The 21,347-nt window shown below is 49.6% G+C and carries 22 protein-coding genes; all 22 read left to right on the top strand.

Going from position 1 to position 21,347, the window contains the following annotated elements:
• Positions 1-238: 238 nt before the first annotated feature.
• The 22 genes from WC592_04915 (at position 239) to WC592_04810 (ending at position 21,327) form a co-directional block, all read left to right on the top strand.
• Positions 239-1,456, top strand: coding sequence for a phosphoglycerate kinase (locus tag WC592_04915; protein MFA4981792.1), 1,218 nt, complete (start codon positions 239-241; stop codon positions 1,454-1,456).
• Complete coding sequence (gene tpiA, locus WC592_04910) at positions 1,444-2,199, top strand: triose-phosphate isomerase (GenBank protein ID MFA4981791.1); 756 nt, start codon at positions 1,444-1,446, stop codon at positions 2,197-2,199. The genes WC592_04915 and tpiA overlap by 13 nt, the downstream gene beginning before the upstream one ends.
• Positions 2,200-2,228: 29 nt before the next feature.
• Positions 2,229-2,555: a preprotein translocase subunit SecG gene (gene secG / locus WC592_04905; protein MFA4981790.1), complete on the top strand. Its 327-nt coding sequence runs from the start codon at positions 2,229-2,231 to the stop codon at positions 2,553-2,555.
• Positions 2,556-2,562: 7 nt separating this feature from the next.
• The gene (locus WC592_04900) at positions 2,563-4,182 is read left to right on the top strand and encodes a peptide-binding protein (GenBank protein MFA4981789.1); all 1,620 of its coding nucleotides are present in this window, start codon (positions 2,563-2,565) and stop codon (positions 4,180-4,182) included.
• 808 nt (positions 4,183-4,990) lie between these two features.
• Positions 4,991-5,971: an ABC transporter permease gene (locus WC592_04895; GenBank protein ID MFA4981788.1), complete on the top strand. Its 981-nt coding sequence runs from the start codon at positions 4,991-4,993 to the stop codon at positions 5,969-5,971.
• Positions 5,968-6,786, top strand: coding sequence for an ABC transporter permease (locus WC592_04890; protein ID MFA4981787.1), 819 nt, complete (start codon positions 5,968-5,970; stop codon positions 6,784-6,786). The genes WC592_04895 and WC592_04890 overlap by 4 nt, the downstream gene beginning before the upstream one ends.
• A 68-nt stretch (positions 6,787-6,854) precedes the next feature.
• A complete protein-coding gene (locus tag WC592_04885) occupies positions 6,855-7,640 on the top strand; it encodes an ABC transporter ATP-binding protein (protein ID MFA4981786.1) in 786 nt (261 codons plus the stop codon).
• A 58-nt stretch (positions 7,641-7,698) separates the two neighbouring features.
• Positions 7,699-8,436, top strand: a complete 738-nt coding sequence (locus tag WC592_04880; GenBank protein ID MFA4981785.1) for an ATP-binding cassette domain-containing protein — start codon at positions 7,699-7,701, stop codon at positions 8,434-8,436.
• Between the two features lie 15 nt (positions 8,437-8,451).
• Entirely contained in the window at positions 8,452-9,129 is a 678-nt protein-coding gene (gene nth / locus WC592_04875; GenBank protein MFA4981784.1) for an endonuclease III, read from the top strand.
• Positions 9,126-9,575: an N-acetyltransferase gene (locus WC592_04870; protein ID MFA4981783.1), complete on the top strand. Its 450-nt coding sequence runs from the start codon at positions 9,126-9,128 to the stop codon at positions 9,573-9,575. The genes nth and WC592_04870 overlap by 4 nt, the downstream gene beginning before the upstream one ends.
• 22 nt (positions 9,576-9,597) lie before the next feature.
• Positions 9,598-10,872, top strand: a complete 1,275-nt coding sequence (gene leuC / locus WC592_04865) for a 3-isopropylmalate dehydratase large subunit (protein MFA4981782.1) — start codon at positions 9,598-9,600, stop codon at positions 10,870-10,872.
• 13 nt (positions 10,873-10,885) lie between these two features.
• A complete protein-coding gene (locus WC592_04860) occupies positions 10,886-11,377 on the top strand; it encodes a 3-isopropylmalate dehydratase small subunit (protein ID MFA4981781.1) in 492 nt (163 codons plus the stop codon).
• Positions 11,374-12,435 carry a 3-isopropylmalate dehydrogenase gene (locus tag WC592_04855; protein MFA4981780.1) on the top strand — a complete coding sequence of 354 codons (1,062 nt, stop codon included), beginning with the start codon at positions 11,374-11,376 and terminating at the stop codon, positions 12,433-12,435. The genes WC592_04860 and WC592_04855 overlap by 4 nt, the downstream gene beginning before the upstream one ends.
• A 178-nt stretch (positions 12,436-12,613) precedes the next feature.
• Positions 12,614-13,618 (top strand): aspartate-semialdehyde dehydrogenase, encoded by a 1,005-nt coding sequence (locus WC592_04850; protein ID MFA4981779.1) that lies wholly within the window; start codon positions 12,614-12,616, stop codon positions 13,616-13,618.
• Positions 13,619-13,771: 153 nt separating this feature from the next.
• A complete protein-coding gene (gene truA, locus WC592_04845; GenBank protein ID MFA4981778.1) occupies positions 13,772-14,506 on the top strand; it encodes a tRNA pseudouridine(38-40) synthase TruA in 735 nt (244 codons plus the stop codon).
• A 36-nt stretch (positions 14,507-14,542) separates the two neighbouring features.
• Positions 14,543-15,127 carry an HAD family phosphatase gene (locus WC592_04840; GenBank protein MFA4981777.1) on the top strand — a complete coding sequence of 195 codons (585 nt, stop codon included), beginning with the start codon at positions 14,543-14,545 and terminating at the stop codon, positions 15,125-15,127.
• Between the two features lie 136 nt (positions 15,128-15,263).
• A complete protein-coding gene (rplM, locus tag WC592_04835; GenBank protein MFA4981776.1) occupies positions 15,264-15,698 on the top strand; it encodes a 50S ribosomal protein L13 in 435 nt (144 codons plus the stop codon).
• Between the two features lie 104 nt (positions 15,699-15,802).
• Positions 15,803-16,198: a 30S ribosomal protein S9 gene (gene rpsI / locus WC592_04830; protein ID MFA4981775.1), complete on the top strand. Its 396-nt coding sequence runs from the start codon at positions 15,803-15,805 to the stop codon at positions 16,196-16,198.
• A gap of 216 nt (positions 16,199-16,414) precedes the next feature.
• Positions 16,415-17,428 (top strand): N-acetyl-gamma-glutamyl-phosphate reductase, encoded by a 1,014-nt coding sequence (argC, locus tag WC592_04825; protein ID MFA4981774.1) that lies wholly within the window; start codon positions 16,415-16,417, stop codon positions 17,426-17,428.
• Positions 17,429-17,965: 537 nt separating this feature from the next.
• Positions 17,966-19,186 carry a bifunctional glutamate N-acetyltransferase/amino-acid acetyltransferase ArgJ gene (gene argJ, locus WC592_04820; GenBank protein MFA4981773.1) on the top strand — a complete coding sequence of 407 codons (1,221 nt, stop codon included), beginning with the start codon at positions 17,966-17,968 and terminating at the stop codon, positions 19,184-19,186.
• Positions 19,186-20,040 carry an acetylglutamate kinase gene (argB, locus tag WC592_04815; protein ID MFA4981772.1) on the top strand — a complete coding sequence of 285 codons (855 nt, stop codon included), beginning with the start codon at positions 19,186-19,188 and terminating at the stop codon, positions 20,038-20,040. The genes argJ and argB overlap by 1 nt, the downstream gene beginning before the upstream one ends.
• 96 nt (positions 20,041-20,136) lie before the next feature.
• On the top strand, positions 20,137-21,327 hold the full coding sequence (locus WC592_04810) for an aspartate aminotransferase family protein (protein ID MFA4981771.1): 1,191 nt from the start codon (positions 20,137-20,139) through the stop codon (positions 21,325-21,327).
• Positions 21,328-21,347: the final 20 nt, after the last annotated feature.

Raw genomic sequence — 21,347 nt, 5'->3', positions numbered from 1 at the left:
AGATTGTCCCGCCCGGAGTGAGACTTGAGGCGGGATCCCGCCCCGAGCTAAACAGATGGCGGGATAAACCCATACGAGCCCTTTTGAAGAAAAAGTCCAAGCCGCGGCAGGACCCGAAAAATTTCCTGGTGGCTTGTTAAGGCTTATAAAAGTGGTTGACAAGCGGCCCGGAGGCTATTATAATCATATTTCCTTGCAAAATTTACCTAATATAAAGATTATAATCACAGGAGACGATATGGCAAAGAAGACTATTAAGGATGTTGATCTTAAAGGTAAGAGGGTGCTGATGCGGGTCGATTTTAACGTCCCGCTCGATGACAAGCTCAATATTACGGACGATATACGCATAAGAGCTGCCCTGCCTGCCATAAAATACGCTTTGGATAAAGGGGCAAAGGTAATATTGATGAGCCATCTGGGCAGGCCGGACGGCCAGGTCAGTGAAAAATTGCGCCTTGCGCCTGTAGCCAAAAGGCTTGAGAATCTTCTTGGTAAGCCGGTTTTGGCGCTCAAAGATTGCATAGGGGATGATGTTAAAAAGGCGGTATCGGCGATGAAGGCTGGCGATGTCATCCTGTTGGAGAACCTCAGGTTCCATGCCGAGGAAGAGAAGAACGACTCCAATTTCGCGAAAGAGCTCGCGAGTCTTGGTGATGTATTCGTGAACGACGCGTTTGGGACGGCTCATAGGGCGCATGCGTCGACCGAAGGCGTAACGCATTACCTGCCGTCTGTGGCGGGATTCCTGCTTGAAAAAGAGATACAGTACCTTGGTAATGCCGTTGACGATCCGGCGCGGCCTTTTGTCGCGATACTGGGCGGAGCAAAGGTCAAAGACAAGATAAAGGTAATAGATAACCTGCTAAATAAGGTCGACGCGCTTTTAATAGGCGGCGGCATGGCATATACATTCCTGAAGGCAAAAGGGAAGACGATAGGTTCTTCGAAGCTCGACAAGGATGGACTCGATACCGCTAAGGCGGCGCTCGATAAGGCGGCAAAGAAGAACATCCCGATGCTCCTCCCTATAGACCACATAGTAGCCGATAAGTTCGAGGCGAACGCCAATTCGAAGCTTGTGGGAGAAGATATACCGGACGGATGGATGGGCCTCGATATAGGCCCGAAGACGATAAAACTTTTCGAAGATAAACTTAAGTCGGCGAAGACCATAGTATGGAACGGCCCGCTCGGCGTATTTGAGATGGATAAATTCGCCAAGGGGACTGAAGACGTGGCTAAATTCATAGCCGGGTTGAAGGGCGTTACTTCCATAATAGGCGGCGGCGATACAGCGGCCGCGATGTCGAAGTTCAAAGTCGAGGATAAGATGGCGCATATATCCACCGGCGGCGGCGCGTCGCTGGAATATCTCGAAGGAAGAGGCCTGCCGGGCATAGACGCGCTTAACGATAGATGCTGCGAGGAAGGTTGTAAATCATGCGGAAGATAATAATTGCCGGCAATTGGAAGATGAACAAGAACATATCCGAGTCGATAGACCTTGCCAATTACGTCAAGAGGACCCTTTATGATATCGGCGAGATAGAAATAGTCCTTTGTCCGCCGTTCACATCCTTAAGCGACGTGAAAGAGATCGTCATGGATACGAATATAAAGCTCGGCGCGCAGAACGTCCATTGGGAAAAAGAAGGCGCGCTTACCGGGGAGATATCCTGCGGCATGTTGAAGAACGTTGGATGCGAGTACGTCATTATAGGCCATTCCGAGCGCAGGCAGTTCTTCGGGGATACTAACGAGACTGTCAATAAGAAGGTCAAAGCGGCGCTGAAAGAGGGACTGAAGCCGATCGTCTGCGTCGGAGAAAAGCTGGAACAACGGAAACTCGGCAAGACGTTCGATGTAATAAAAGATCATGTGGAGAATTCACTCGCGGGATTGTCCGCGGAAGAGATGCTCAAGACGGTGGTAGCTTATGAGCCTGTCTGGGCGATAGGCACAGGCGTCAACGCGACGAAGGAGCAGGCTCAGGAAGTCCATAAATATATAAGGCAGCTCCTGGAAAAGATGTTCGGCCCGGAGACGGCAAAAAGCGTGAGAATACAATACGGCGGAAGCGTGAAGCCGGATAATATAAAGGAGTTGATCTCCCAGGAAGATGTCGACGGCGCTCTCGTAGGAGGGGCCAGCCTTAAGGGGGATTCATTCACACAGATAGTCAAAAATTGCCTTTAATTTTTGCACACAAAATCGAGAGGTAGAATATGTTATATGGTATATTCATCGGTTTGCACGTAATAGTATCTCTGGTCCTTATCGCGGTAATCCTGCTTCAGGCAGGCAGGGGAGGAGGCTTAAGCGAAACGTTCGGCGGAAGCTCCACCCAGACTATCCTGGGGACGAAGACATCGGTCTTCTTGAAGCGCGCGACGGCTACTTCGGCGGTGATATATATACTCACTTGCCTTATATTGGCAGTCATGACAAGCCATAGAGGAAGGTCTCTTGTGTCGAAGGGAGTTATCGCTCCGGTCACCCAGGGGCAAGGAACCGCGCCCCAGCCGTTCGCTAACGACATGGTCGATTTCTAATAAATAGATGAGTACAATAGCGCAGCGTAAAATTAAGATACCGCTAATATCATTAGCGGTATTTTTTTTAACGGCGGCACTTAATGCCGAGGAAAGGTCCTTCGAACGCGCCGCATTTGGAGACGCCATAGTCGTCTCTTCTATAGGAGATGCCCGTTCACTTATACCTATACTCGCCTCTGACTCCGCATCGAGCGATATCTGCGGCATGGTCTTCAACGGACTCGTCAAATACGACAAGCATGTCAGGATAGTCGGGGATCTCGCCGAGAGCTGGGATATTTCCGCAGACGGGCTGATCATCATATTTCATTTAAGGAAAGGCGTTAAATGGCATGACGGCGCGCCTTTTACGGCGAAGGACGTAGAATTTACCTATAAGAAATTGATCGATCCTAACGTGAAGACGCCGTACAGCGGCGGCTTCGAAAGGGTTAAAAATTTCGAAATATTGGACGATCATACCGTTAAGATCACATACAAAGAGCCTTTTGCCCCGTCGCTGGCCAGCTGGGGCATGTGGGTAATGCCGGAGCACCTTCTGAAGAGCGAGGATCTCAATAAGACCGGGTTCTCGCGCCATCCTGTCGGGACCGGCCCGTATATATTCAAGGCGTGGAAGACGGGTGAGAAGATAGAACTTGTATCGAACCGCGGATATTTCGAAGGCCGCCCGTTCATAGACCGCTATATATACAGGATAATCCCGGACGAGGCTACGATATTCCTTGAGCTCCAGACGCAGGGCGTCGACCTTTCGCACCTTACCCCTTTGCAATACACGAGACAGACAGATAATAATTTCTTTAAGAAGCATTTCCAAAAATTCAAATATCCGAGTTTCGGATACACCTATATGGGATATAACCTATCGGATCCGAGATTTGCCGATGTGAGAGTTAGACAGGCTATCAATTACGCTGTGGATAAGCAGGAGATAGTAGATACGATATTCTTTGGTCTTGCGAAGGTCACGACAGGGCCGTTCATCACGGATTCGTGGGCGTACAATAATGACGTGAAGCCGTTGCCGCGCGATCTGCCTAAGGCGCGGGAGCTGTTGAAAGAAGCGGGCTGGGAAGATCGCAACGCCGACGGGTGGCTGGAAAAGGACGGCAAGGTATTTGAGTTCACAGTCCTGTTAAACCAGGGAAACGCAGAGCGCCAGAGGACCGCTGAGATGATACAGGGGTATCTGAGGGAGGTCGGTATCAGGACGAAGATAAGGGTGCTCGAGTGGAGCACCATGATAAGCGAGTTCATCGATAAGAGGCATTTTGACGCCATAATAATGGGCTGGTTCCTGTCCCGCGACCCGGACAATTACGATATATGGCATTCTTCGAAGACGCGTGAAGGCGAATTCAACTTTGTGGGCTACAGGAACGAAGAGGTCGACAGGCTGCTTTTGGAGGGCCGGCGCACCTTTGACGAGAAGAAGCGCGCGGATATATACCACAGGATACATGAGGCGATCTATAACGATCAGCCGTATATGTTCCTGTATTCCAGCGAAGTGCTGCCGATAGTCAATTCGCGTTTTCGCAACGTAGAGTCGTCGCCCATAGGCATCGGCTACAATTTCATAAAGTGGTACGTCCCTAAGTCAGAACAGAGGTACAAGTGAGGCAAATTTTTCGCCTTGCCCTTGCGCCGATTCGGCTAACCGGCCAGTGGGCTTCGCCTAATTTTGATATCAAGTGTATCTTTATTATATTTAATTAGTTTGGTTTCTTTGTTCTTGTGGTAACTGTGGCGCCAAAGTGCTTTGGGTATTAATGATATGTTATCAAAATTTACGGCTCAACCCACGTGGCCGGTTGCCGTCGTCGCCATAACAGGGCGAAGAAATTTTGCTGAGGAGGCAGGTTAAAAATAGCTTCGGCAACCGCCCGTAAGTTCCCTGCCCGCCTGACACAGTCGAAGTCGGGCAGGCGGGCGCCATCTGAGGAGCGAAAAATTTTACCGGGAGAGCTGGTTGGGAAATTTTTACGGGTGATGCTCCTTCCAGACTTTTTCTCGATAAAGGGCGAAGTATGGATGGGGTGTCCCGAATACAGTAAGTGTAGTTCGGCGCACATAGATACGCGCTTATGTCGTAGGGGAGGTTTAAACCTCCCCTACGACTACAGATTGTAAACCCAATCCGATGGAGTTAACGACAGGCGGATTGGATGGGGTGCCCGAATGTTAAGGACTATAGTTCGGGATACATAGATACGCGCATAGAATATACCCGTGGTAGATTGTCCCGCCCGGAGTGAGACTTGAGGCGGGATCCCGCCCCGAGCTAAACAGATGGCGGGATAAACCCATACGAGCCCTTTAAAAGAAAAAGTCGAAGGAGCAGCAGGACCCGTAAAATTTCCTGGGGTGCTCACATAACAAGGCTTAGGTTTGGATAGGATAGGAAAAATTTCGAATAGGAAGAATATATGATCAGGTATATTGCAAAACGGCTGGCGGGGTTCGTTCCAGTATTCTTCGGGATAACGCTCATCTCTTTCTTCGTCATCCATCTCGCTCCGGGCAAGCCGACAGACATCCAGACGAGCCTTAACCCGAAGGTCTCCTATGAGGCCAGGATGAGGCTTGAGAGACTATACGGACTCGACAAGCCGCTCCATGTCCAGTATTTCGATTGGCTAAGGCGGTTCGTTGTCTTCGACTTCGGCCGTTCTTATGTGGACGACCGCCCTGTTCGCGCGAAGATAGCCGAGCGTATACCGATAACGCTGCTCATTAACATATTGTCGCTTATACTCATCTTTGCCATAGGCATCCCGCTGGGAATAATCTCCGCGGTAAGACGCGGGTCATTCATGGACAGGTTAACTACGGTCTTCTCGTTCATAGGATTCTCAACGCCGGAGTTCTGGCTTGCTCTCTTATTGATGAGCTTCTTTTCTATAACATTGAATTGGCTTCCGATATCCGGCATAAAATCGCTCGACTTCGAATATTTTAGCGCCGCAGGAAAGGTCCTCGACGTTGCAAAACACCTGGTATTGCCTGTCTGTATTTCGGCGTTCGGCGGCATCGCAGGCATATCGCGTTACATGAGGTCGTCAATGGTCGGCGTTATCCATCAGGATTATATAAGGACCGCGCGGGCCAAAGGGCTTAATGAGCGGCAGGTCATTTATAAACATGCCCTTAAGAACGCGCTCCTTCCCGTAATAACGATAATAGGACTTGCGATCCCCGGGCTTATCGGCGGCAGCGTGATATTTGAATCGATATTCGCGATACCCGGCATGGGACGGCTTTTTTACGAATCGGTGATGGCCAGGGACTATGCGACGATAATGGGGGTCCTATCGATCGGAGCGATGTTGACGCTGTTGGGTAACCTATTGGCGGACATAGCCTATTCATACGCCGACCCGAGGATAAGGGTTTCAGGAGAACGATGAAGAGATTATTCAAAGATAAGATCGCGCTCGCGAGCCTGTGTTTCATTGCGGTGATCCTGGCGTTTGCGTTATTTGCGCCATTGATCGCGACGTATAATCCGACATCAATAGACGTGCGCTCTGTCTTATCGCCTCCGTCGCATCATCATATATTGGGAACGGATACTCTCGGCAGGGATATATTCTCGCGCATAGTGTACGGGTCGCGTATTTCGCTGTCGATAGGCTTCATCGCCGTCGGCATAGCGGTCCTCATAGGGATATTCTTCGGCTCTGTTGCCGGTTACTACGGCGGAAAGATAGATTCGATGATAATGAGGCTGGTGGATATAATGCTCTGTTTCCCGACGTTCTTCCTGATCCTTGCTGTCATAGCTCTGCTGGAACCGTCCATATTCAATATCATGGCAGTGATAGGGATGACGAGCTGGATGGGGGTCGCCCGCCTTATACGGGCTGAGGTCCTTACGCTGAAGGAGCGGGACTATGTCAGCGCCTCGAGGGTCATGGGCGGGAGCGACGCGTGGATAATCTGGAAACACCTGATACCGAACGCTATCGGGCCGGTCATGGTCAACGCGACGCTCGGTGTAGGCGGCGCCATACTTGTGGAATCGGCATTGAGTTTTTTGGGGATAGGCGTCCAGCCGCCGACGCCCAGTTGGGGCAATATCCTGATGGACGGGAAATCCACGCTTGGCGTGGCCTGGTGGCTTACGATATTCCCGGGTATTTTCATATTGCTGACGGTACTGGCGTATAACCTCCTGGGTGACAGGCTGCGCGACATGCTTGAACCGCGGATCAAAGGATAAGACCTGCGAGGTGTGACCAGTATAAGTAATCACTCCTCGCAGGTCAAACATGGATTATTGGCTACATTATGAAGATATTACAGGTAGATGATCTCAGGACATATTTTTTTACATCGCATGGCGCGGTTAAAGCCGTTGACGGCGTAAACTTCGACATAGAGAAAAGAGAGGTCTTCGGGCTCGTGGGCGAGTCGGGCTCCGGGAAGACGCTGACAGCGTTATCGATCCTGAGGCTTATACCTGAATCCGCCAGGTTAGAGAGCGGAAAGGTCCTTTTTAACGGTGAGGATATGATCACAGCCGATAACGACCGCCTTCGCAGCATAAGGGGCGCCAAGATATCGATAGTATTCCAGGAGCCGTCGACCGCTCTAAATCCCGTATTTACGATAGGCTATCAGATGACAGAGGCTGTGCTTGCGCATCGGCCTATCGGGAAGAAGAAAGCCCGGGACATCGCTATTAACTATTTAGGGAAAGTACACATCCCCCAGCCTGAGAAGGTGTTCGGCGATTACCCTCACCAGATATCCGGCGGCGCAAAACAGCGCGTTATGATAGCCATGGCTTTAATGAATTCGCCCGAGCTTGTGATCCTCGATGAGCCGACGACCGCGCTTGATGTAACGATCCAGGCCGGCATACTCGACCTGCTGGACGAAATTCTCGAGAAAGAGAAGGTCTCGATGCTATTCATCAGCCACGATTTTGGTATCATATCAAGGATGTGCGATCGCGTGGCTGTTATGCGTAAGGGTAGGATAGTGGAAGAGGGCCAGACTGACAGGATCATTAACAGTCCGCGGGAACCGTATACGATGTCGCTGCTGGAGTCGGTAAAGGCGCTGTTGTAAGTTTATGACTCGCGAAAGTTACGTAATGTTAGTGAAAGTTACGTAAGGTTAAGGTGATATGGCGATAGTTAAATGCAATGAAGTAAAAAAATACTTTCCCGTCAGAAGAGGATATCTGAGGGAAGAGGCCGGCGTAGTTAAGGCCGTTGACGGCGTCTCTTTTGAGATAGAAAAGGGCGATTCGTTCGGGCTTGTCGGAGAATCTGGATGCGGGAAGACGACGCTCGGCAAGATCGTCCTTGGCCTGCTGAAACCGGATTCCGGGAGCGTAGAGCTCGCGACGTCAAGACCGCAGGTCATATTCCAGGATCCCTATAACAGCCTCGATCCCAAGATGAGGGTCTTCGATATTCTGGCAGAAGGCCTTGTTCTTCAAAACAGAGCCGTCAATATGAAGAAAAGGATAGAAGAGGCGCTTGACCTTATAAAACTGCCGAAGAACGCCGTTATAAAATATCCGCATCAATTCTCCGGAGGCGAACGCCAGAGGATCGCTATAGGCCGCGCTATCCTGACAAAGCCCGAATTCATAGTCTGCGACGAGCCGGTTTCCAGCCTGGACGTGACTATCCAGCTTCAGATACTAAATTTACTGAAAGACATACAGAAAAAGCTGTCGGTGACATACCTATTTATCAGCCACGACCTGCGGGTCGTGAAGTTCATGTGCGGCCGCATCGCGGTCATGAAGGAAGGGCGGATAGTCGAAACGGGAAACGCCGTAAAAGTCTATTCCGATCCGGCCCATCCCTATACGAAACAACTTTTATCATCTATCCTGGATATTAAAGTATAAAATGCGTATCAAGCGATGAAGATCGGAAATATTATAAGATTGCTCGATAAGGCCTACGGCAAGCCGGCCCGGTCCAAGAGGTCGGATCCTGTCGATGAGCTCGTCCGCACGATACTATCGCAGAATACTACGGACAGGAATTCGCTGAAAGCGTTCGCGTCGCTAAAAGAGCGTTTCAGGTCATGGGGTACGCTGCTTAAGACGCCTGTGGGCAGGATAGAGCGTATCATAAAGCACGCAGGCCTCGCCAATATCAAATCGAAGCGCATAAAAGAGACGCTCTACGAGATCAATAGGAGGCAAGGCGGGGTAACGCTTGCGCATCTCGCGGATCTGAGCGTCGATGACGCCGCAGAGTATCTCAAATCGCTTAAAGGCGTGGGCCCGAAGACTGCCGCATGCGTCCTGTTGTTCAGTTTCGGCATGGCGTCCATGCCGGTAGATACGCATATATTCAGGGTGGCTAAGAGGCTGGGCTTGATAGGCGCTTCCATTAATATAGGGGAGGCGCATGACGTTCTGTCGGACGTCGTTCCTAAAGACTTGATATATAGTTTTCATTTAGGTATAATAGAACACGGTCGCAGAACCTGCAAAGCGAGAAGTCCGCGCTGCGGGTCTTGTGTTTTATACGGATTATGCGCGTTTAAAGACAAACGGTTTTATGCGAAAAAAGGAGCTGAGCTGACGTGATACGACGTGCAAATGTAAGCGATGTCAAACAGATGCAGAAGCTTATAACGTTTTACGCGAAACAGGATAGGATGCTTCCGCGTTCCCTGAACGAACTTTACGAGAACGTAAGAGATTTCTTCGTATATGCCGAAGGGAAGAAGATATACGGCTGCTGCGCCCTGCATATAGACTGGGAGGACCTGGCGGAGGTGAAGAGCCTTGCTGTGGCGAGGTCGAAGTCGGGCAAGGGTGTGGGCAAGAAGCTGCTCGACCAGTGCCTAAAAGAAGCGAAGGCGTTGAAGGTCAAGAAGGTCATAGCGCTCACTTATATACCGGAGTTTTTTAAGATGTTCGGTTTCAATATAGTCGATAAGAAAGAGCTCCCTCATAAGATATGGAGCGAATGTATAAAGTGCGTCTATTTCCCGAGCTGCAAGGAAATAGCGATGGTGAAAGAACTATAGTCTGCATACGGGAAAGGCAAGAATGGGTTACACGATAACAGAGAAGATCCTGCTTAAGCATACAAAACTGAAAGATATCCATCCGGGCGAATTCATCGACGCAAAGGTCGATCTCTGCCTCGGTAATGACATCACCGCGCCGCTTGCGATAGAGGAGTTCGGGAAGCTCGGCCTGAAAGAGGTCTTCGGCAGGAAGAAGGTTGTTCTCGTGCCCGATCACTTCGCGCCCGCTAAGGACATGAAGAGCGCCAACCAGTGCAAGGTGCTGGCGAATTTCGCGAAAAGATATAAGATAAAGAATTATTTTGAGATAGGGAGGATGGGGATCGAGCATGCCCTCCTTCCCGAGATGGGACTTGTCCTTCCGGGCGACCTTGTCGTCGGGGCGGATTCGCATACCTGCACCTACGGAGGGCTGGGCGCTTTTTCGACGGGCGTCGGCTCGACCGACCTCGCCGCCGCGATGGCCATAGGGGAATGCTGGATGAGGGTGCCCGAGTCCATCAAATTCATATTTTACGGGAAGTTAAATAAGTGGGTAGGCGGGAAGGACCTGATCCTGCATACGATAGGCGACATAGGCGTCGACGGCGCCATTAAATGCGCAATGGAATTTACGGGAGAGACTATCGAAAACCTTCCAATGGATGACAGGCTCTCGATGTGCAACATGGCGATCGAAGCCGGCGGCAAGAACGGCATAATAGCGCCCGATAAGATCACTAAGAGCTATATTGGATCGATCAAGAATAGGGCGAAGCCGGGGAACGGAAAATTCTATTTCAGCGATGAAGACGCCGTTTATAAGGCGGTTAAGGAATACGACGTCCGTAAGATCGAGCCCCTGGTAGCGTGCCCGAACCTGCCGAGCAACGTGAAGAATGTAAAGGCGCTTAAGGATGTGACTGTAGACCAGGTCGTAATAGGCTCCTGCACCAACGGCAGGATATCCGACCTGAGGATCGCCGCTAAGATATTGCGCGGTAAGTCGGTAAAGGCGGGCGTGAGGCTCATTGTTATACCGGGGACTCAGAAGATATACCTGGAGGCGGTCAATGAGGGGCTCGCCAAAATATTCGTCGAGGCGGGCGGTATATTCTCGACGCCGACGTGCGGGCCGTGCCTGGGCGGACACATGGGCATATTGGCGGAAGGCGAGAGGGCGCTCGCTACTACAAACAGGAACTTCATAGGCAGGATGGGGCACCCGAAGAGCGAGGTATACCTGTCGAACCCTGCGGTAGCCGCCGCAAGCGCGGTAAAGGGTAGTATTGCCCATCCGGAAGAGGTAGTTTAATATGAGCGACAAAATGTCACTTAAGGGGCGTTCCCACAAGTTCGGCGACGATATCAATACCGACGATATAATAGCGGCGCGTTACCTTAATACTACGGACGGGAACGAGCTCGCGAAACATTGCATGGAGCATATTGATAAAAATTTCGTAAAGAAGATAAAATGCGGCGACATAATAGCCGCAGGCAGGAATTTCGGGTGCGGTTCCTCAAGAGAGCACGCGCCGCTTGCAATAAAGGCGAGCGGGATATCCTGCGTCATAGCCCAGACCTTCGCGAGGATATTCAACAGGAACAGCATTAATATAGGGCTGCCTTTGATAGAGTTGCCCGAGGACGCGAAGAGGATCAGGAAGGGCGACCTGTTAAAGGTCGATATAAAGAGAGGGTTGGTGCGTAATTTAACGAGAAAGGAGACTTACAGATTCGAAAAATATCCGCCGTTCATGCAAAAGATAATTAACTCAGGCGGATTGATGGAATATGTAAAAAGAAAAATAAGATGACTACAAAAGTGTACAAGATAGCTGTAATAGCGGGTGACGGGACAGGGCCGGAGGTGGTAGCCGAGGGATTGAAGGTTCTGAAGGCCGCTTCCAAAAAATTTAATTTTTCATACAAAGAAGAGATGTTCGATTACGGCGGCGATCGTTATCTGAAGACGGGCAAGACGATAGACGATAAAGAGCTCGCGAATTTGAAAAAGTTCGACGCCATATTCCTGGGCGCCATAGGCCATCCGGACGTTAAACCGGGCATACTCGAGCAGGGTATTTTACTCAAGACGAGATTCGGCCTTGATCAGTATATCAATTTAAGGCCGGTGAAATTATATGATCCTCGATTCTGCCCATTGAAAGACAAGAAACCGGAAGACATAGATTTTGTCGTTGTCCGCGAGAATTCCGAAGGGCTTTATAAGGGGATGGGCGAGTTTCAGAATAAGGGCAAGATTGACGAAGTAGCGATACAGATATCGTATAATACGAGAAAAGGCGTCGAGCGCTGTATCCGTTACGCGTTCGAACTCGCCGAGAAACGGAACTCGCGGAAAAAGTTGACCCTCTGCGGCAAGACGAACGTCCTGACATATGCCTGGGACCTGTGGCAGAGGACGTTCGACGAAGTAAAGAAAGATTACCCCGATGTCCAGACGGATTACGCGCACGTGGACGCGACGACGATGTGGTTCGTGAAGAACCCGGAATGGTTCGATGTCATCGTTACCGATAACCTGTTCGGGGACATCATAACCGACCTGGGCGCCATGATACAGGGCGGTATGGGCATCGCGGCAGGAGGCAATATTAATCCTGAGGGCGTGTCGATGTTCGAGCCGATAGGCGGCTCCGCGCCCAAATACACAGGCAAGCACGTTATAAATCCGCTTGCGGCTATATGCGCCGCCGGCATGCTGCTCGATAATATCGGCGAAATCGAAGCGGCGTCCGCAGTCGAGAAGTCGGTGGTAAAGGTAGCGACTACAAAACTGAAGAGCCTCGCCGCAGGCAAGATGGGGTATTCGACCGAAGAGGTCGGGGATTTAGTGGTGGGGAATCTGTGATAGCAGTAAGTAATCTTTAGCGATTAAATCCGAAGCACGAAATCCGAAATTCGAAACAAATTCGAATTTTCTAATGTTCGAATTATAACAATCGTCATTTCGATTATTTGTATTTTTGTCATTCGAAAATTGTTTCGGATTTCGATATTCGTATTTCGAATTTAAGATGAGGTTAAATATGGATAAAAAATACAATGTAGCCATAATGGGAGCAACTGGGGCTGTGGGGAGTTCGTTCCTTCGCATTCTGGAAGAGAGAAAATTCCCGATAAAGAATATAAAGCTTCTGGCATCCGAACGCTCGGAAGGCAAATCGCTGAAATTCAGCGGTAAGGCATATCCGGTAGAGGTCCTTACCCATAAGTCTTTCGAGGGAATTGATATTGTGCTGGCCAGCGCCGGCGCTTCGAGGAGCCTCGAGTTCCTGCCGAGCGCTGTAAAGGCCGGAGCTGTATGCGTCGATAACTCGAGCGCGTTCAGGATGGATAAGAGTGTGCCCCTCGTGGTCCCGGAAGTCAATCCCGGGAAGATAAAAGAGAATAAAGGCATTATCGCCAATCCCAACTGCTCGACCATACAGATGGTCGTCGCGCTCTGGCCGATCCATAAGGCGGCGAAGATAAAAAGGATAGTCGTCACCACTTTCCAGTCGGTATCGGGCGCCGGACAGAAGAAGATAAATGAATTGTGGGAGCAATCGGAAGTCTTCCTGGCCAGGAAGAAAGTGAAACCGGTCGAGTTCCCGTACCAGATAGCTTTTAATCTCATCCCCCAAATAGATGTGTTCCTGGATGACGGCTACACCAAGGAAGAGGTCAAGATGGTCAACGAGACGAGGAAGATCATGGGTGACGATTCCATCCGGGTGAACGCGACCTGCGTCAGGGTCCCGGTCTTCTACGCCCATTCAGAGAGCGTAAATATCGAGACAGATCGCCATATCACCGCGGACGAGGCGAGAGCCATGCTTTCGAAGTCGCCGGGAGTGAAGGTTATGGATGATCCGGCTAAAGGTTCCTATCCGATGCCCGTATACGGCGAAGGAAAGGACGATACCTTTGTCGGCAGGATTAGGCAGGACGAGTCCGTCGATAACGGCCTCTCTATGTGGGTCGTCAGCGACAATATCCGCAAGGGCGCCGCTTTGAATGCCATCCAGATCGCGGAAGTACTGATCCGATAAAAAATTCGAAATACGAATATCGAAATCCGAAACAATGTCGAATGACCGAAATTCAAATGATCAAACATCGGTTTTGAAAATTTGAGAATTGGAAAATTCGGATTTGCTTCGAATTTCGGATTTCGTGCTTCGAATTTAAAAAGTTAACCATATATGCGCAATATTAAGCTCACTATACAATACGACGGGACTAACTACTCCGGATGGCAGTTTCAGAAGAACGCAAAGTCCATCCAGGAAGTGATCCAGGATCGCATAGGTAAGATTACCGGCCACAAGTCATCTCTGAAAGGGTCCGGCAGGACGGACGCCGGTGTCCACGCCATGGCCCAGGTGGCGAACTTCAGGACGCCTTCGAAGATACCCCTTAAAAATCTGCAGATGGCGCTTAATAGCGCGCTTCCGAAGGACATAGTGATATCTCATATAGAAGAGGTTCAAGCGAAGTTCAATGCTCAATACGATGCCAAGGGCAAACTCTACTGTTATACGTTAGCCAATAATGATTTTGTCGATCCGTTCATGCGCAGGTTCGCCGCCAAGTGTTTCTACAAGCTCGACGTGAGGGTGATGAGGAAGGCCGCGGCGATTCTCGTCGGGAAACATGACTTCAAATCTTTTCAGGCAACGGACGGCGACAGGGGAGATTCGATTCGCACCATAAAACGCATCGCCATTGAAAAGCATAATGATATAATTAACATTTATATGGAAGCGGATGGCTTCCTTTATAATATGGCCAGATGCATAGCCGGAACGCTTGTGGAAGCCGGCAGGGGAAAGATAAACGTGCCTCGTGTCAGGGAAATACTGCGAAGAAAAGAGAGAAGGTTGTGCGGGCCGACTATGCCCGCCAAAGGACTGTGCCTGGTTAAGGTGATGTATTAAAAATAGGGGTTAGCGCTGAAAAAATATAACGTAATAGTGTTCGATCTTGGGAATACCCTGATCAAATTCGACCATAATATATCCGCAGAGAAGATAGCTGCCTTATCCGGGCTTGATACCGGGAAGATCTATGATATCTTCTTCGATTCGGAGATAACGAAGGATTTTGAAAAAGGGCTGATACCTCCGGAGGAATTCCATAAGAGGGCCGCAAGCCTGATAGGTTTTAAGATGTCTTATAAGGATTTCGCGAAGATCTGGAACGACATATTCTGGGAGGATGAAGGTTCTTGCGCTCTGGCGCGGGAATTGAAGGGCTCTTACAGGCTCTTCCTGCTCTCTAATGTGAACAAACTACATTTCGAATATATACGGAACAAGTTCGATATAATCGGGATATTCGACGAGATCATTCTCTCTTACGAATTGGGCTCTGTTAAGCCGGAGCGCGCTATATACGACAACGTGATCAAGCGCGCCGGTGGCAAAAAAGAGGGCATACTGTATATTGACGACCGCGAGGACCTCATAAAAGAGGCGCAGATGCTGGGTATCGAGTCTGTGAGGTACGAAGGCGCGGATAAACTCAGAGAAACGATGAAGGTAAGGGGCATCCTGTAACGGTCCGGAGGTCTCGGATTTTTTAATTGACAAGATACGGCGCTTGTGTTACTATTTATCGCCTCTGTAACAGGAGGCGTTTTTTTACAATTTACCCCGCTTTTCCTTGAAAAGGATCGACGGGTAAGGGAAGGTAATAGTGAAGACATATATAGCTAAAGAGAAGGATATACAGAGAAGCTGGTACATAGTCGACGCCAAGGACAAGGTCCTGGGCAGGCTTGCCGCAAAGGTCGCCAGCATCCTGATAGGCAAGGATAAGGTCATATATTCTCCGCACCAGGATACAGGGGACGAGGTTATAGTCATAAATGCCAGGCTCATAAAGACGACGGGTAAGAAACTGATGCAGAAGACGTATAAGAGGTATTCCGCATATCCGGGCGGCCTGAATTCAGAGACATTAGGCTCGCTCCTGAATAGGAAGCCGGATTACGTGATAAGGCACGCGGTAGCCGGCATGCTGCCGAAGAACAAGCTCGGCGAGAAACTGTTGAAAAAACTCAGGGTCTATGCGGATGAGGCGCATCCTCACAAAGCGCAGATGCCGAAACCGCTGAAGATAGATTGACGCAAATTAGATACTTCAGCAGCTAAAATGCTCACTATTCGTTCGCATTTTTTAACGCTGCTTTAGTATCAAATTTGCACGCAAATTTGAAAGGGTAATTCATAATGGCTGAAAAGGTTCAATTCTGTGCTACAGGCAGGCGTAAAAATTCCATAGCCCGCGTCAGGGTGATGGCCGGGGAAGGCAAGATAACCGTAAATAAGAGGCCTTTCAACGACTATTTCCCGAGAGAGACCCACAGGCTTATCATAATGCAGCCTCTCGAGCTCGTGAAGCTTGAGACTAAGATAGATGTCTTCGCGAATGTCAACGGAGGCGGGCTAAGCGGCCAGGCCGGCGCAGTTAAACAGGGAATAGCCAGAGCGCTGGTAATGATGGATCAGGCCGTAAAACCGCCGATAAAAAAGGCGGGATTCCTGACGAGGGACTCGAGGATGAGGGAGCGCAAAAAATACGGCAGGAAGAGGGCCAGAAGGAGATTCCAGTATACGAAGAGGTAAAATATATACGTTTCTCCGACGATACCAGAGAAACCTATCCTGTCAGCTCCCGACGACGATTTTAGTTGACACGATAGGTTTTTTGTTTTAGTATTGATATTATCTATCGTCGAGGTTTTGCCGTTGACCGGGACAGGTTCCGACGTGGAAACAGTAAAAAGGACCTGTCCCAAAATACTTTTTAGAATAAGGCTAAAGATTGGAGAGATGATCGATATGCTTAAAGTAGGGGTTGTTGGGGCTACCGGATATACCGGGGAATTGATAGTAAAGATCCTGTCCGGGCATAAAAAAGCGAAGGTCTCGTACCTGTCGGCAGTTATCGAAAAAGAGGAGCCGATATCTGTTATATTCCCGAGCCTGAGGGGCCGGATCGATTTGATATGTAAAAAGCCTGATACGGAAGAGGCTATAAAGGAAGTTGACCTCATATTTCTTGCGCTTCCGCACCGCGTTTCGATGGAAGCCGCGCCGAAGTTCCTGAAAGCCGGAAAGAAGGTCATCGACCTGAGCGCAGATTACAGGCTGAAACCGGACGTATATAAAGTATGGTACGGCACAGAGCACAAGGATAAAGAGAACCTCCCGAAAGCCGTTTACGGGCTGCCTGAGATATACAGCGAAACTATTAAAAAGGCTAATCTGATAGCTAACCCGGGTTGTTATCCGACGGGCATAATACTCGCGGCCACTCCTCTATTGAAAGAGTCTGCCGTCGAAACAAGTTTCATGATCGCAGATTCAAAGTCCGGGGTTACCGGCGCAGGCAGGAAGCCCGACATCGCGTTGTCGTTCGGCGAGGTGAACGAGAACCTTAAATGCTATAAGGCTAACGAGCATCAGCATAAGCCCGAGATAAACAGGATATTATCCGAAGTAACCGGCAAGGATGTGGATATAATATTTACGCCGCACCTTATACCGATGAGTAGGGGCATATTATCGACGATCTATCTTCGCTTAAAGAAGAAGATGGATACGAAGGCGACGGTGGAACTTTATAAGAAGTTCTATGCGGGGAAGAAGTTCGTCAGGGTATACGACGAAGGCAAATTCCCTCAGATCAGGGATGTGGTGGATTCGAACTATTGCGATATAGGGGTGAAGATATCGGGCGATACCGCTATCATCGTATCCTGTATAGACAACCTGAAAAAAGGCGCGGCTGGCCAGGCCGTGCAGAACATGAATATAATGAATGGATTTGACGAAACTGAGGGGCTGGTATAAATTTTTCGCCTCTCAGTCCGGCGTGGAACTTGCGGGCAGTTGCCTCAGCTTCGTCGCGAATCGGCATTAGGCATGCCGCTTCGCTGTGGTAAAATTTCGATGGCCTCGTAACCCGGACTAAAGGGCATACTGTTGACAGGTTTACTCGGCCTTATTATATCGCCATAAGGTATCGAAATTTTACGACATTCGCTTCGGCAACCGCCCGTAAGTTTCGCCATCTCAAGGGAGCAAAAATTTTAGCTGAGGAAGCAGATTAAAACCTAAGCCGAAGTTATGATGAGCACATTGAAAATATTAGGTCTTTGTGATGGAGAAAAACGGTTATATATACGCATTTTTGCATATTAAAAGAGCCGAGGATGTTTGAGGCCGGATCACCATTTGCGAAGCAAATGCCGGCCGAGTTCCGCAAGGCTCCCGTTTTTCGACTGAACAAAGACCGACCCAGTAGTTACACTACGGGGGGAATATTTTCAGTGCTCGAATAACGAGGCTTAGGTAAAACAGAGAAATCCACAGGAGTGTGAGATAGCAGTGATTATAGTAAAAGGCGGGGTTGCGACGGCAAAAGGTTTTTTGGCGAACGGGTTGGCGGCGGGCATAAAGAAGTCGGGCCGGCCGGATCTCGTGCTTTTATATTCCGAAGGGCCTTGCGCGGCAGCGGCCGCTTTTACGACGAACTCCTTCCAGGCTTCTCCGGTAAAGATCAGCAGAGCCCATATGGCCAATGCGACGCACCGGGCGATCATCGCTAATAGCGGTAACGCCAATTGCGCGAACGGCAAGTCCGGTGACAGGGACGCCGCGATAGTGGTGGAACGCCTTGCGGCCGCTCTCGGGGTAGGCAAGCGGACGGTCCTTACGGCGTCGACCGGAATAATAGGGCATGATCTGCCTGTGAAGAAGATAGAAAAGAAGATACCTGAGCTTGTCCTGGGCCTGGCTGCGGACGGAGGGACGCGCTTCGCAAAGGCCATACTTACTACGGATACGGTAAAGAAGGAGATGGCCGTCAAGGTTCGCCTGGGAAAGACCGTCGTAACGATAGGAGGGGCATGCAAAGGCGTCGGTATGATCCATCCCGAGATGACGGTATCAAAGCACGCAACGCATCTTTCGTTCATTACGACGGATGCCGCTATAAGCAAGAAGATGCTTGAAGCGGCGCTTCAGGAGGCGATCGAGGATTCGTTCAATATGATATCCGTCGACGGCGACATGAGCACTAATGACACATGCTTCGTATTGGCGAACGGATACGCCGGCAACGGGAAAATAGCGTCGAAGAACAAAGACTATCGGTTATTTACAGACGCCCTGAAGTTCCTTGCGAAAGAGATGGCCAGGATGCTTGCAAGGGACGGCGAAGGCGCCACCAAGCTTGTGGAGATAGAGGTTGCGGGGGCAAAAAATAAGGCAGATGCGGTAAAGGTCGCCCGGAAAGTGTCTACTTCTAACCTGCTGAAGTGCTGCATATACGGCGAAGACCCTAATTGGGGCAGGGTCGTCGCGTCCTGCGGGGCGAGCGGAGTGGCGTTTGATTCCGGCAAAGTGGATGTATATTTCGGCGATAAGAAGGCGGTGTCGAACGGCGGCCGCATAGGAAGTTACGACAAAGAAGAGGTCAGAAAGCTTTTCAAAAAGGACGAGATCCGTATTAAAATCGATCTCAAGTCAGGTAAACATAAGGCGACGGCCTGGACGTGTGATTTTTCGGAAAAGTACGTCAAGATAAACGCGGAGTATAGCACATAATGAAAGAAGCTATAAAGAAGAGTGAAGTCCTTATAGAGGCGCTGCCGTATATAAAAAAGTTCGCCGGCAAGGTCATCGTCATAAAATACGGCGGAGCGGCTGTTGACGAAAAAGGCCTTGATGACGGTATACTCGAGGACATAATATTCATGAATTTCGCCGGCATGCATCCGGTCGTGATACACGGAGGCGGGCCTTTTATCTCCAAGATGATGAAGAAAGCGGGTATTGAGCCTAAATTCATCCACGGCAGAAGAGTGACCGACAGGCAGTCTATCGACATAATAGACAGGGCTCTTTATAAGATAAACAGGTCGATAGTTTCCGCCATGAAGAGTATGGGCGCAAAGGCCTTCGGCCTGAGCGGCAGGGAGAACAACCTCATCAGGGTAAGGAAGATGCAACTGGATTATGACCTTGGGTTTGTCGGAGAGGTGACCTCGGTAGATACAACAGTCGTGAAACAGCTTATCGATGACGACATAATACCGGTGATATATCCGCTCGGCGTCGGCAGGGACGGAAATATGTATAATGTGAACGCGGACGACGTGGCGAACGAGATAGCGATAGCTCTTAAGGCTGAGAAGTTCGTACTCCTGACAAATGTCAACGGCATCATGAAGGACAAAAAAGACCCGAAAAGCCTGTATCGCACCCTGACAGCGCGGGAAATAAAGAAACTTATTAATAAGAAGATCATAGATTCCGGCATGATCCCTAAAGCGCAGGCATGCGTAAACGCCATAAACGGCGGCGTAAAGAAGTCGCACATCCTTAATGCGTCCGTTCCTCACGCGCTGCTGCTGGAGATATTCACCGATAGGGGGATAGGGACTGAAATTATTAGGTAGTTATAAGCTGTAAGTCATAAGTTTTAAGCAAGACATAATTTAAGGCCTTCACTTACAGCTTACCGCTTAAAACTTACAACTAGAGAGGATTTTTTCATGCAGAAAAAAAAGACAGAATCCGTCGTGCGGATGTACGATAAATACATAATGCGCACGTATAAGAGAGTGCCTTTATGCCTGGAGCAGGCTAAAGGAGTGAAAGTTTGGGACATAGACGGCAAATTTTATCTCGATTTCTTCCCGGGCTGGGCTGTTTCCGGCATAGGCCATTGCCACCCGACGGTGGTAGCGGCCATAAATAAGCAGGCAAAGAGACTTCTGCATGTATCGAATAATTATTACAGCGAACTGCAGGCTAAACTCGCGGAGGCTATAATAAAGAATTCTTTCCCCGGGAAGGTCTTCTTCGCGAATTCGGGCGCTGAAGCGAATGAGGCTGCGGTAAAACTGGCCCGTAAGTACGGCCATGATAAAGGCCGGTACGAGGTCATAACATGCCTCAAATCTTTTCACGGCAGGACGCTTGCTATGATAACGGCGACCGGCCAGGACAAGGTAAAACACGGGTTTGAACCGCTTCCGGAAGGGTTTAGTTATGTGCCTTTTAACGACCTGGAGGCTGTGAAAAAAGCGATAACCAGCAAGACTGTAGCCATAATGCTCGAACCGATACAGTGCGAGGGTGGAATCAATATTCCAGGCAGGGAATACATGAAGGGCTTGAGGGCCTTATGTGATGAGAAGGATATACTGCTGATATTCGACGAGGTTCAGACAGGGATGGGTAGGTCCGGCAATATGTTCGCTTTTAAGAATTTCGGCGTAACGCCTGATGTGATGACTCTCGCGAAGGCTCTTGGCGGGGGACTGCCGATAGGCGCATGTGTAGCGCGCGAAAAGTTCCAGGATGTCCTCACGCCTGGTACGCATGCTTCGACCTTTGGGGGGTCCCCGATAGTCTGTGCGGCAGGACTTGCGGTGTTCGAGGCGATAAACAAAGAAAATATGCTGGAGAACGCAAGACGCATGGGGGCGTATTTAAAAAAGAAACTTGAAGATCTTAAAAAGAAATATAGTTTCATAAAAGAGGTTAGGGCAGTTGCTCTCATAATAGGCGTTGAGCTCTCGATACAAGGAGAAGATATATATAAGGAGTGCCTTAAAGAAGGTTTACTCATAAACTGCACTCAGGATACGGTATTGAGGATAATGCCGCCTATTAATGTTACAAAGATCGAGATCGATAAGGCGGTCTCGATACTGGACAAGGTATTTTCTAAGATCTGAATCTGACGAGAGGTGATCGG

Source organism: Candidatus Omnitrophota bacterium (assembly GCA_041648975.1).
In the GTDB taxonomy this organism is placed as follows: Bacteria; Omnitrophota; Gorgyraeia; order 2-01-FULL-45-10; family 2-01-FULL-45-10; genus JAQUSE01.
The sequence above is the reverse complement of the archived record's forward strand: the minus strand, read 5'-3'. Positions and strand labels throughout refer to the sequence as shown.